Origin of the sequence: Streptomyces albus subsp. albus, from assembly GCF_000725885.1 — a bacterium.
GTDB lineage: Bacteria > Actinomycetota > Actinomycetes > Streptomycetales > Streptomycetaceae > Streptomyces > Streptomyces albus.
In genome coordinates this window covers 34139-46384 of the sequence record NZ_JODR01000004.1, presented here as the reverse complement: position 1 = coordinate 46384, position 12246 = coordinate 34139, and the positions used below count along the sequence as shown (strand labels likewise).

Below are 12246 nucleotides of genomic sequence, written 5' to 3'. Positions count from 1 at the left end.
ACCCTACCGTGCGGCCTGTGGCGTGCCGCGTGGTGCCTGGCACAGTATGCGCGGCGGAAGAGCGAGGGGGGCGTATGACGCGGTCGACGGGCGGGGACGGGACACGGGTGGCGGCGCGCACCGGCGGGCCCGCGGGCTTCACGGCGGCGCTGGGCGCGTTACGCGCGGCGCAGAAGCCGCCCAGGGGGGTGTCGTTGTACTCGCGGTACGTCAACCGGCCGCTGGGCCGGGTGCTGGCCGCGGCGGCCCACCGGGCCCGGCTGGTCCCCGATCAGGTGACGCTGCTGAGCGCCGCGTCCTCCTTCGCGGGGGTGGCGGCGGTGGCACTGGTGCGGCCGTCCTGGGGGCTGGGGGTGGCCGTGTGGGCGGCGCTGGCCCTCGGGTTCGCGCTGGACAGCGCGGACGGCCAGCTCGCCCGGCTGCGCGGCGGCGGCAGCCCGGCGGGGGAGTGGCTGGACCATGTGGTGGACTGCGCGAAGATCGTGGCGCTGCACTCCGCGGTGCTGATCTCCTTCCACCGGTTCGGTGATCTGCCCTCCGAGGCATGGCTGTTGCTGCCGCTGGCCTTCCAGCTCGTGGCGGTGCTGCTCTTCTTCGCGGGGCTGCTGACCGACAAGCTGCGCCCCCGGCGCGCTCCCGGACCGGCCGGTGCGCCCTCCACCTGGCGGGCCGTGGCGCTGCTGCCCGTCGACCACGGCGTGTTCTGTCTCGTCTTCCTGCTGCTGGGCGCCCCGGGGCTGTTCCGGATCGGCTACGCCGTGCTGTTCGCGGCCTCCGCGCTGTTCCTCGTGGCGTTCGGCGTCAGATGGTTCCGGGAGCTGTCCGCTGCCCCTCGGGGCTGAGCCGCCCGGAGGGCTCCGGCCCGCCGAGCGCCTCCAGGGCCCGCCGCAGTTGCGTGCTGGAGGTGTGCACGGTGTACGGCAAGTAGACGACCTCCACACCGACCGTACGGAAATCGGCCTCCAGCTTGTCGCCCTTGGGCGTACCCCGCCAGTCGTCGCCCTTGAACAGCACGTCGAACCGGACCTGCTGCCAGGTCTCCAGCTTGTCCGGCACCGTCTCGACGAACGCCGCGTCCACGAAGCGGATGCTGCGCACGATCTGAAGCCGCTCCACCAGCGGGATCACCGGCGGGTGGCCCTTGGCGCGCTCGGCCATCTCGTCGGAGACCACGCCCGCCACCAGGTGGTCGCAGCGGGCGCGGGCGTGCCGCAGCAGGTTGAGGTGGCCGATGTGGAACAGGTCGTAGGCGCCGGGCGCATAGCCCACGGTGTGCGTCATGCGAGGTCCCCCCAAGGCGTCGGCTGCCGTCGGACGTACGGCGAACGCCGTACGGTGCGCGCGGGGGCGGCCCTCCCCGGCCGCCGCGCATCGAGGCATGCAACCACAACAGGCCGGAAACAGGGACATGTTGGGGAAATCACGTACCGCAGGCGCTACCCTGCCGGGGGGTAACGAGGGGCGGACGTCTGGGGGATCCATGGTGCACGGCTCTGCCGCGCCCGCGCGGCGGGTGCTGCTGGTGTCGACCAACTACGCGCCCGAACAGGCCGGCATCGGCCCCTACGCGGCGCAGCTCGCCGAGCACTGGGCGGCGCGGGACGGCTGGGAGGTGCACGTCCTGGCCGGTATGCCGCACTACCCCGCCTGGCGTACCGACCCCGCCTGGCGCGGGGTGTGGCGCGCCACCGAACGCCGCGCCGGGGTGCTGGTGCACCGCCGCAGACACACGGTCCCGCCCCGCCAGACCGCCGTGCGCCGGGCCCTGTACGAGGCGTCCATCCTCGCCCACGGGCTGCTGGCCCCGCCCCGGCTGCCGGGCCGGCCGCACGCCGTCGTCGCCCAACTGCCCAGCCTGGCCGGGGGAGCGCTCGCCGCCCGCTTCGCCCGCGCGGCAACAGCCCCGTTCGTCCCCGTCGTCCAGGACCTGGTGGGCGCGGCGGCTGCCCAAAGCGGCATCCGGGGCGGCGGCCGGGCCGCCGCCCCGGCCGCCACGGTCGAGCGCCGGGTGCTGGCGGCGGCCACCCTCGTCGGCGTCATCCACGAGAGCTTCACCGACCGGGTCGCCGCCATGGGCGTCCCGCCCTCCCGCATCCGCTGCGTGCCCAACTGGACGCACACGGCCCGCCCCACCCGTTCCCGCGCCGCCACCCGGCGCCGGCTCGGCTGGGGCCCGCACGAGAAGGTCGTGCTGCACTCCGGGAACATGGGCCTCAAACAGGGCCTCGACGTGCTGCTCGCAGCCGCCCGTCTCGCCCCCGAGTTACGCATCGTCCTGATGGGCGACGGCAGCCAGCGCGCCCACCTCGCCGCCCTGGCCGCCACACTGCCCAACGCCCAACTGCTGCCGTTCGCCGCCGAGCGGGACTTCCCCGACGTACTGGCCGCCGCCGACGTGCTGGCCGTCACCCAGCGCGCCTCCGTCCTGGACATGAGCGTCCCCTCCAAGCTGACCTCCTACTTCGCCGCGGGCCGCCCCGTCGTCGGCTCCGTCGCGGACGGCGGCGGCACCGCCGGGGAACTGCGCCGCTCGGCCGCCGGTGTCCTCGTCCCGCCCGAGGACCCGGCCGCGCTGGCCGCCGCGCTGCGCGCCCTGGCCGCCGACCCCGACCGGGCCGCCGCCCTCGGTGCCGCCGGCCGCGTCTACGCCACCACCCACCTGGGCCGCGGAAGAGCTCTCGCCCGGCTGACGGGCCTGCTCGACGAGGCCCTCACCCTCCCGCCGCCGGCGCCCGCACCCCGGCGCGGCAACGGCCGCCGCCACCCGGCCGGCACCCTCGGCCGGGCCGGGCAGCCGCCGGGCCACGCGCTGAGCGGACCGGCCCGCCCGGCGGGCGGTGCCGGATGAGCGCCCACGGCGTGCCGCCGGCCGGCACCGGCCGGGACGCGCAGGCGGCGGGCGCCGCCTGGGACGAACCCGACCTGCTGCGCGACCAGTTCCGCCAGCTGCTGCGCTACCGCTGGCTGATCGCTCTCGGCATCGTCCTCGGCCTGCTGGGCGGCGGCTGGCTCGGCATCAGCGGCGGCGCCTCCTACAACGCGACCACCGAGATCACCGTGCGCCCCCTGCCGATCGACGGCAGCGGCGAGCGGAGCGCACCCGGCGACGTCAGCATGGGCTCGGAGCGGCGTACGGCACTCAGCAGCGTCGTCGCCGACCGTGCGGCCCGCATCCTGCGCACCGACGGCTCCCGCATCCCCTGCGACCTCCAGGTCACCAACCCGCCCGAGACCCGCATGCTGCGCTTCTCGTGCACCGCCCCCGGTGCCGGCGCCGCCGCACGGGCCGCCAACGCCTACGCCGAGGCGTACCTCGACAACCGCGAGGAGGACGCCGCCACCCGCGTCAGGACGATGGTGGACGCCTACGAGAAGCAGCGGGCGCCCCTGCTGAAGGAGCGTGACCGGCTGGCCGCGCAGATCGCCTCCTCCTCCGGTGACGACCGCGCACTCGACGGCACCGTGGCCGCCCACTCCTCCGCCGTCTCCCGGATCGCCGAGCTCAACGGCAGCATCAGCGACCTGCGTGCCGAGGACACCACGCCCGGCCGCGTCGTCACGAAGGCCACCCCGCCCGCCGCACCGTCCGGGCCCGGGCTGCCGCTGCTGCTCGGTCTCGGTGCCGCCGTCGGCATCGGCCTGGGCCTGCTCGCCGCCTGGGTGCGGCTCGTCTTCGACCCGGCCGTGCGCTCGCCGGGCGACGTGGTGCGCGCCCTGCACGCCCCCGTGCTCGGCACCCTGCCGCACGGCCGGCGTGCCCGGCGGGACGGCAACGGCCGTGCCGACCGGCGCTCTCTGCTGGCCGTGGGCCGGCTCGCCGAGGAGTACCGCTCCGTGGCCTTCCGGCTCGCCTACGACGAGACGTTCGCCCAACGCCGGCGCATCCTGCTCGTGCCGCCGCGCGGCAGCATCGCCACCGCGCTGGCCGCCTCCGTCAACCTGGCGGCGTCGTTCGCCGAGATGGGCAAGGAGGTGCTGCTGCTGGAGGCCGATCTGCGCACCCCCTCCCTCACCGAGCGGCTCCAGCAGGCCGACGGCGTCCAGCCCGGCTGGGCCCGCGCCCCCGGCCACGGCACCATCGGCTGGCCCGCCGGGTACCGCATCCCCATCGACGCGGGCGAGTCCGGCGTCTTCGACCTGGTCCCCGGCCACCGCGTCAGCAAGGTGCCGCGCGCCCTGACCTCCTCGGCCGTCACCCAGCTGATCGCGCACGCCGACGACCGGGACGCGGTGCTCATCGTGCTGGCCCCGGCAGTGCTCGGCTACGCGGACGCCATCGCGCTCATCGACCGGGTGGACTGCGTGCTGATCGTCTGCGACCCGCGCGAGGTGCGGCGCGACGACCTGGCCCGGATAAGAGAACTGGTCACCGGCGCCGGCGGCTGCGTGCTCGGCGCCCTCCTCCACTCCGAGGGGGCCGGCTCCGAACCCCGGCGGGGTGCACGGCCAGCCGGCACCCCGCCCCCGCGCGGCCCCCGCTACGCGGGCCCCCACACGCCCGAGTACGTCAGGGAGGGCGTCGGGCTGCGGGTGATGGACCGGTGAGCCACCCCCGTCCGGCAGCCGCCGTTCCGCTCCCCCCGGGCGGCTGAGGGCGAGCCGGCGATGGGGGAGGGAAGGGACGGGCCCGCCCGGACGGGCGCCGGGCGGGAGCCGGACCCAGGGAGCGCGGCGACGGCCGGGCGACGGCCGGGCCGCACCGTCGCGCTGCTGGCCTCCGTCACGGACCAGGGTGTCGCCGCGCTCACCAACATCACCGTGCTCGTCGTGGCGGCCCGCCACGCCACGGTGCACGCCTTCGCCACCTTCTCCCTCGTCTACACCGTCTTCACCGTCCTCCTCGGCCTGACCGTCGCCTACGTCGGCCAGGCCCTCGTCCTGGAGAACGGGCCCGTACGGGAAGTCGCCCGCGCCTGCCGGTCCGCGGTGGCCTTCACCGCGCTGGCCGCCACCGCGCTCGGCCTGCCCGCCGCCGCGGTGCTGGGCGCGGCCGGCGGTGGCGGCACGGCCACCGCGCTGGCCACCCTCGCGCTGGTGCTCCCGCTCGTCCTCACCCACGAGACCACCCGCTACGCCTTCGCCGCCCTGCACCGCCCCCACCACGCCCTGACGGCCGACCTCCTGCGGCTGGCCGGGGCCCTGACGGCGCTGGCCGCCCAGCCGCACGGGGCCGGCGCGCCGCGGCTGCTGCAGGTGTGGGGCCTCTCGGCGGTCCCGGCGCTGGCCCTGGCCTGCCTGCTGCTGTCGCGGCTCACCCGGGGCGCGGGCCAGAACCCGGCGCGCTGTCTGCGGCGCGGCCACCTCGGGCGCCGGTTCGCCGTCGAGTTCGGCGTCGGGAACGCCGGCACCCAACTGGCCGTCATCGGGCTCGGCCTGCTCGCCGACCCGCTGGCCGTGGGCGCGCTGCGCGGTGCGAGCACCCTGTACGGGCCGATGAACGTCCTGTTCAACGCGGCCACCGGATTCGGGCCGCCGCTGCTGGGCCGCGCCCGCGACGGCCGCGGTGCCGCCCGCGCCGCCTTCGCCGCCGGGGGCGTCCTCGCGGCGGTCGCCGGCTGCTGGACGGCGCTGCTGTCGCTGCTGCCCGCCCGCCACGGCCGGGCACTGCTGGGGGACACCTGGACGGCGGCTGCCGGACTGCTGCCCGCCACCGGCAGCCAGTACGCGGCGATGGCGCTGGGCACCTGCGGACTGCTGGCACTGCGGGTGCTGCGCCCGCGCACCACGCTGCCCATCCAGCTGGTCTTCTCCCTGCTGTCCGTCGGCTGTCTGCTCGGCGGCTATCTGCTCGGCGGGGTGCCCGGCGCCGCCTGGGGGCTGTGCGCGGGGTCGGCCGCCAAGGGCGCGGCGAGCTGGCTGCGGGCGGCCCGGCTGCTGCGTACGGGGTCCGGCGCGGCTCCCGCACCGGCGGGGCCGGCCGCTACGGCTGCCGCACCGCCCGCGGAGGGGGCCGGCGGTCCGGCCGGAGCGTCGTGACGAACAGGACGCACAGCGCCGCGACGGCCACCCGCCCCATGCTCTGGAGCAGGGAGCCGCGCAGCAGGATGAAGCTGTACCCGGCCACCAGCGGCACCACGACCGCCACCACACTGCCGGGGCCCGCACGCTGCCCGGGCGGCGGCGTGGCTGCGGCCTCCTCGGCGGTGCGCCGCGCATAGCGCCGGTCCGCGCGTGCGGCGCCGTAGCCGACGGCGGCGAAGCCCAGCGCCATGCCGAGCGGGCCGAAGTCGAGCCACAGTTCCGCCCACAGGGGTGAGGACAGGTTGGGGTAGGGCATGCCCATCCAGCGGCCCACCCGGGTGCCCGGGTCGTCGGGTTTTCCCGTCCACACCGAGCGGGGTACGAAGAACAGCGCGGTGCCGGCCAGTTGCCGCCCCAAGCTGTGGCCCGCGCCGGACTCGGCGAACGTGACGGTGTTGGCGAGCATCCCCGCCTGGTCGTAGTCCTTCCTCGTCAGCGGTTCCAGCAGCGAGTCCGTGGACTGCGCCGGCCGCTGGGCGCCCTCCTCGTAGCGGAACCGGTCCGCGAAGGGGAAGACGACCAGCGCGACCGCTACTCCTGTCGCCAGCGCGGCGCGGTACATCACCGGGCTGCGCGGGAAGGCGGTGAACAGCAGGGAGAACAGCACGGTCAGGAACCAGTAACGCGGGTTGGACACGGGGTTGTTGACCACCACGTTCACCCCGAGCAGCACCAGCCACAGCAGCGGTACCGCCGGCCGGCGCCGCGCTGTGCGGGAGACCACCAGCCAGCGGGTGAGGAACAGCAGCGCCAGCAGGGCGGGCACGGTGCCGAACCCCCGCAGGAACGCCGCACCCGCCTGCGAGGCCGCCTCGGCCCCCGGGCCGCCGCCCAGCGTCTCGCTGATCTGCTGCCGGCTGGTGAAGAAGATCGCCGGGCCGCCCAGTTCCGCCACCAGCAGACCGCTGCCCGCCACCGCCGAGGCGCACAGCACGTACAGCCGCCGGGTGTGGACCCGCGCCGCCGGCCGGTGCCGCTCCTGCATACGGCTGCGCGGCGGCGGGCGGTGCCGGGCCAGCAGCGCCCCCACGTCGAAGGCGACGATGCCGGCCAGGACCAGCGCCGAGGCGAGCACCGTGTCCGAACGGGGGCCGACCACCGGGGTGGGCGTGGCCTCCAGCACCGTCTGCGCCAGCGGGGCGATGCCCATGGCGATGTAGACGAACAGCCAGAACGCGCCCTGGATCAGCCGGCGGCGGGCCGTCAGCACCATCGCCGCGAGCCGGGTGCCGGAGTAGGCGCACGTCGCCAACTGGAGCCAGTAGGCGGCGTCCCGCGGGCCAGGGCCGGGCTCCGTGGCCACGGCCAGGGGGAGCACCGCGACGAGCGCGGCCACCAGGGGGACGGCCAGCGCGCGGGACAGCACGGCGCGGGGTGCCGTGCCCCGCACGTCGAGCGCCATCAGCCCCGGCCCCGCGTCGCGTCCGCCCGCTCTGGCCGGGCCGGCGGGGCGCCCGCGCGGCCGGGGCACGGGCAGCACTTCCGCCGTTTTCCGCCGAAGCCGGGGCAAAGGCGCGCATGTCCACTACTGTCTCCCCCAGCGGCCAGGGAGGGGACACCGATGAAGGCGCTGCACGTCGTCACCTTGCACACGCCCACCCACGAGTTCGGCGGGCCCACCCGGGTGGCCCTCAACCTGTGCCGCGGTCTGCGCGCCCAGGGGGAGCAGGCCGCCCTGGTCGCCCTCGGGGACGGCTTCCCTCCCGGTGGTCTGCCGCGCCGGGTGGAGGGCGTGCCCGCCCGTCTCTTCGCGGCCCGCCACGTGCTGCCCCGCTTCGAGGTCAGCGGCATCACCTCGCCCGGACTGCTCACGGCGGCCCCCCGTCTGGTCCGCTCCGCGGACGTCGTCCACGTCCACCTGATGCGTGATCTGGTCACGCTGCCCGTGGCGATGATGGCAGCCCGCATGGGCCGTCCGCTGGTCCTCCAGACACACGGCATGATCGACCCGACCCGCAACCGGGTGGCGCAGGCCGTCGATGTGCTCGGGCTGCGCCGGGTGCTGCGCCGGGCCGACGCGGTGCTGCATCTGACACCGGCCGAGCGGGAGCTGACCGCGGCGGTGGTGGCGCCGCACCGTACGGGCCCGGCGTACCGGCTGGTCAACGGCGTCACCCCGCAGCCGATGCGGCCCGCCCGGCCGGAGGGCGGGCCGCCCACGGTGCTGTACTGCGCGCGGGTGCAGGAGGGCAAACGCCCCCAGGACTTCGTCGCCGCGCTGCCCACGGTGCTGGAGCGGCACCCCGACGCCCGTTTCGTGCTGGCCGGGCCGGACACCGGCGCACTGGTGGGCGAACTGCTGGCGCTGGCGCGGCGGATGGGCGTCGGACACGCACTGGAGTACGTGGGGGCGCTCGACCACGCGGACGTCATCGAGCGGCTGCGCTCCGCCGACGTGTATGTGCTGCCGTCCATCCAGGACGCCTTCTCCGTCTCGGTGCTCGAATCCCTCTCGGTGGGCCTGCCGGTGGTGGTGACCCGCACCAGCGGGCTGGCGCCGGACGTGGCGGCGGCGGGCGCCGGCCGGGTGGTGGACAACGCGCCCGGCGACCCGGACAACGGGCGCCGCGTGGGCCGGGCCGTGCTGGACCTGCTCGACCCGGCCGCCAACGCCGCCGCCTCGCAGGCGGCGTGGCGGCTGGCGCGGGACAGCTTCACCCTGGACGCGGTGGTGAGCACGCTGCGGGGTGTGTACGCGGCGGTACGGGAGCGGGTCAGTGCCGCACCCGTCCGCCGTCCGCCCCGGCAGCCGTCCGGGCGGCGGCCAGCTCGCGTGCCTTGAGCCCGATCTGCCACCGGTAGAAGCTCATCGCCAGCGCGTAGTCGAGCCCGGCGCGGCCGTCGAGGAACCCCCGTCTGAGGCCGTAGGCGTAGAGGAAGGACACCAGCGGTTTGAGCGGCGCGCGGTGGAAGAGGCGGCCCTGCCGGGTCTTGGCCTGCCGGATCTGTTCCCGTACGGCGGGGTGCTCCTCCAGCCACGCCTCCCAGTCGGAGTAGCGGTTGTGCCGCTCGAACCAGGTGCGCACCGGGTCCAGGTCCTGGTGCTCGATGGGTGCGGTGAGCCGGACGACGGGGTCGGCCAGCGGCTGGTAGTGGCCCTCCTGTTCGCCCATGCCGGGGGCGGCCAGGTCGTCCGGCTCGGGGAAGCGGCACCGGGTGCGGTCCAGCAGCACCCGTTTGACGATGGTGTGGCCGTGCCGCAGCCGGCGGCCCGCGAACCAGTAGCCGAGCGGGATGTCGAAGGCGGCCGGGCGGATGCGGTGTCCGGGCGGTGGGTCGAAGACGCGCCGGATCTCGGCGAGCAGTTGCGGGCTGGGTGTCTCGTCCCCGTCGAGGAATAGCACCCAGTCGGTCTCGGGGTGGACGTGCTCCAGACACCACTGTTTCTTCTTGGGGTAGGCGCCGTCCCAGGTGTAGGGGACCACTTCGGCGCCCTCCGCCTTGGCGAGGTCGCGGGTGCCGTCGGTGCTGTCCGAGTCGACGACCACGACGTGTGCGAAGCGGCCGATGACGGACCGGACGGTCTGTGCGATGTTCTCGGCCTCGTTCCTGGTCGGTATCACCACGACGACGGGCAGTACGTCCACGGCGGCTCTCTCCACGGGGCTCACTTCCGGCCCGCTGCCTTCAGCAGCGGCGCGAACTGGGGACACAGGTGCTCGATCGCGGGCTCGGCCTGGTCGATCTCGCCGGCCGCGAGGGCGCTGATGGCGTCCTTCCTGCTGACCTCGGCCGTCGTACTGATCCGTGCGCAGGCCGTCTCGCCCGCCTCCAGCACGGCGGCGGGCTCCATCCCCTCGGGGACGCGGCCGGTGAGATAGTCCTTCTCCTTCGCCGTGAAGGAGCCGGTCGCGGGAGTCAGCCGGGAGCGCGGCACCTTCGGCGCGTCCTCGTCGTCCGCTCCCCGTTCCCGCGAGTGGTCCTCGCCGTTGCCGTCCTTGCCGTCCGCAGGCGGCTGCCCGGGAGCGGCGGAGGCGGTGGCTCCGGAGCGCTGCCCGCCGCTGTGCCCGGCGCCGTCGTCGTCCGCGCACCCGGCGGTCAGGGCCAGGGCGGCCGTCACCAGGACGAGGGTGACGGCCGCCGCGGCCCGCCGGGCCCGGTGGGCGCTCACGGCTTCCGGTAGGTCAGCGTGAGCTTGGGGCCGGTGCCCCCGGACTCGCGGGCCCACAGCCACAGGCTGTCGCTCCCGGACCCGATGAGCGCCAGATCGAGGGCGCCGCCGGCCGCGTCGCCCACCGTCGCGGTGCGCAGCGGCACGTCGTAGCCGGTGCGTGCCTGCGGAGCGCTCTTGAGGGTGCCCAGCGGGGTGCTGCCGTGCGCCGGGCGCTTCGCCCACGTCACCTCCTTCTCCGACCAGGCGCCGGTGACCGGGACGACCTCCACGGAGTCGGCCGAGGGCGCGTACTCGTCACCGCTGGTGGTGAGGGTCAGTACCGCCTCCTTCAGCACCATGCCCTTCGGCGCGGCCGGCACGTCGAAGCGCAGATAGCTCTCGTAGGGGGAGGAGCCGCGCACGGCCAGCTGCTGATGGGTGCCGTAGGTGGTGTTGAGGGAGGCGCCGTTGACGTACGCGTCCGCGGTCGCCTCCCGTTCCATGGTCGTCTCCGTCGGGGTGCCCGGTGTGGTCACCGTGGCCGCCGAGGAGCGGGCGCTGGTGTTGGCGTCGTCCGCGTCGGAGGCGGTGACCCGGTAGGAGTAGTCGGTGCCGGGCTTGGCGGTGGTGTCGGTGAAGCTGACGGTGGGGCGGTCCCAGAACGTGGAGTTGGCCCGTACGGTGCCCACCGGCTCGGCGGCGCCGTTGCGGTAGACCCGGTAGGTGAGGGTGCGGTCGTCCAGGTCGGTACTGGCCGGCCAGCTGACGCGGACCCCCTTGGTGGTGTTGGCTGCCTTCACCCCGTCCGGCACGGTCGGCGGCCGGGTGTCGGGGCCGCCCGCGAACCGCACCAAGCCCTGCTGCGGCCTGTTGCCGTTGCTCCTGATCCGGGTGAACGCGCCGCCCACCCACATGTAGTCCTTGCCCCCCTTGGCGGAGACGACCATGGCGCGCGGCCCCACCTGCTCCACGCTGAGCGGCCCGTCGTCGGTGTCCGGGAACCACGACAGCAGCGGGGTGGGGGAGTCCACCGACTCGGCCAGCAGGTGCTGGCGCTCACGCAGTTCGGGGAACTGGCCCATGCTGCCGCAGTTGTGGGCGTGGGAGCTGCTGTAGAGCACCCCCTTGTAGACGGTCACGTCCTGGGTGGCGCCCAGACAGGTGTCGCGCCAGCGCTGCTCGAAGGTGCCCAGGTTCAGGGCGATCCGGCCGTCGAAGACGCCGCCACCGGTGCCCTCGTTGCCGGTGTAGATGCCGGTCTCGTCCACGTACAGGCCCTTGACCACACTGTTGCGGGGCACGAACCGGTCGGGGTAGCTCTTGCGCAGCGCGCCCGTGGAGGAGTTCACCACGGCCAGCGCGTGCGAATCGGCGCCGCGCACCTTCTCGAAGTCGCCGCCCAGCACGACGCTCTTCCCGTCCGGGGTCACCTCGACGGCGCGGCCCGTCTTGTCCGCGTCCGCCTTCCAGCCCGTCAGCTTCCCGTCGGTGCCGACCGCGGCGAACTTGCCGCGCTTCTCCCCCTCGACGGAGGTGAAGTCGCCGCCCATGTAGACCTTGTCGGCGGTGGCGGCCAGCGCGTGGACGGTCGAGGAGACGGTCAGGCTGAAGCCGGGCTTCGCCTTGCAGGTGGCCAGGTCGATCGCCGCGACCCGGCTCGCGTGGGTGCCGTTGACGGCGGCGAAGTTGCCGCCCGCGTACAGGGTCTTGCCGTCCGGGGAGACCGCGAGCGCCCGCACGGTGGCCGTGCCGCTGCCCACCGTGAAGTCGAGGCGGCAGTCGGTGGGCTCGCCGGTGGCCGCGTCGAACGCCGCGAAGTTCACCGCCTTGCGCTCGCCGCTGCCCGGGGCGGCTCCCGGCGGCCGGATCGCGGAGAAGGTGCCGCCCGCGAAGACGGTGCCGTTCGCCTGGGCCATCGCCCAGACCACGCCGTTGGTCTGCCACGTCGGTAAGTCGTCCGCGGTCATCGCCACCGGCGGGGTCAGGGCCTCCGCCCGGTGGGCCGCGGGTCCGGTGAGGGCGGGCCCGCCCCAGCCGGCGGCGGCCACCGCCAGCACGGTGGCGGCCACCGCCGCCTTGCGGAGGGTGCTGCGTTTTCTCATCCTGTGTCCTCGATCGCCGTGTACGTGTGG

Annotated in this window: 10 protein-coding genes; 5 read left to right on the top strand and 5 right to left on the bottom strand. The window is 75.3% G+C overall.

The window, feature by feature from the left end:
* Positions 1-74: 74 nt before the first annotated feature.
* Positions 75-842, top strand: coding sequence for a CDP-alcohol phosphatidyltransferase family protein (locus IO40_RS0104960; RefSeq protein ID WP_016468678.1), 768 nt, complete (start codon positions 75-77; stop codon positions 840-842).
* Here IO40_RS0104960 and IO40_RS0104955 read toward each other — a convergent pair.
* Positions 802-1281 carry an FAD synthase family protein gene (locus IO40_RS0104955; protein WP_016468677.1) on the bottom strand — a complete coding sequence of 160 codons (480 nt, stop codon included), beginning with the start codon at positions 1279-1281 and terminating at the stop codon, positions 802-804. The genes IO40_RS0104960 and IO40_RS0104955 overlap by 41 nt on opposite strands.
* Before the next feature lie 199 nt (positions 1282-1480).
* Between IO40_RS0104955 and IO40_RS0104950 the strand changes: the two genes are divergently transcribed.
* From IO40_RS0104950 to IO40_RS0104940, 3 genes are read left to right on the top strand one after another with little or no spacing between them, the layout of a single operon-like run.
* Positions 1481-2848 (top strand): glycosyltransferase, encoded by a 1368-nt coding sequence (locus tag IO40_RS0104950; RefSeq protein WP_031174929.1) that lies wholly within the window; start codon positions 1481-1483, stop codon positions 2846-2848.
* Positions 2845-4545: a P-loop NTPase family protein gene (locus tag IO40_RS0104945; protein ID WP_030407574.1), complete on the top strand. Its 1701-nt coding sequence runs from the start codon at positions 2845-2847 to the stop codon at positions 4543-4545. The genes IO40_RS0104950 and IO40_RS0104945 overlap by 4 nt, the downstream gene beginning before the upstream one ends.
* Before the next feature lie 60 nt (positions 4546-4605).
* Positions 4606-5976 carry an MATE family efflux transporter gene (locus IO40_RS0104940; RefSeq protein WP_234336593.1) on the top strand — a complete coding sequence of 457 codons (1371 nt, stop codon included), beginning with the start codon at positions 4606-4608 and terminating at the stop codon, positions 5974-5976.
* On the opposite strand, the gene IO40_RS0104935 is transcribed toward IO40_RS0104940, so the two are convergent.
* Positions 5921-7423 (bottom strand): hypothetical protein, encoded by a 1503-nt coding sequence (locus IO40_RS0104935; RefSeq protein WP_016468673.1) that lies wholly within the window; start codon positions 7421-7423, stop codon positions 5921-5923. The two genes, IO40_RS0104940 and IO40_RS0104935, sit on opposite strands and share 56 nt — an antisense overlap.
* Positions 7424-7582: 159 nt before the next feature.
* On the opposite strand from IO40_RS0104935, the gene IO40_RS0104930 reads away from it, so the two are divergent.
* Positions 7583-8803, top strand: a complete 1221-nt coding sequence (locus IO40_RS0104930; RefSeq protein WP_016468672.1) for a glycosyltransferase — start codon at positions 7583-7585, stop codon at positions 8801-8803.
* On the opposite strand, the gene IO40_RS0104925 is transcribed toward IO40_RS0104930, so the two are convergent.
* From IO40_RS0104925 to IO40_RS0104915, 3 genes are read right to left on the bottom strand one after another with little or no spacing between them, the layout of a single operon-like run.
* Positions 8736-9608 (bottom strand): glycosyltransferase family 2 protein, encoded by an 873-nt coding sequence (locus IO40_RS0104925; protein ID WP_016468671.1) that lies wholly within the window; start codon positions 9606-9608, stop codon positions 8736-8738. The genes IO40_RS0104930 and IO40_RS0104925 overlap by 68 nt on opposite strands.
* A gap of 20 nt (positions 9609-9628) precedes the next feature.
* Positions 9629-10132, bottom strand: coding sequence for a hypothetical protein (locus IO40_RS0104920; protein ID WP_016468670.1), 504 nt, complete (start codon positions 10130-10132; stop codon positions 9629-9631).
* A complete protein-coding gene (locus IO40_RS0104915) occupies positions 10129-12216 on the bottom strand; it encodes a CBM96 family carbohydrate-binding protein (RefSeq protein ID WP_016468669.1) in 2088 nt (695 codons plus the stop codon). Before IO40_RS0104915 ends, IO40_RS0104920 begins: the two co-directional genes overlap by 4 nt.
* Between the last annotated feature and the right edge of the window lie 30 nt (positions 12217-12246).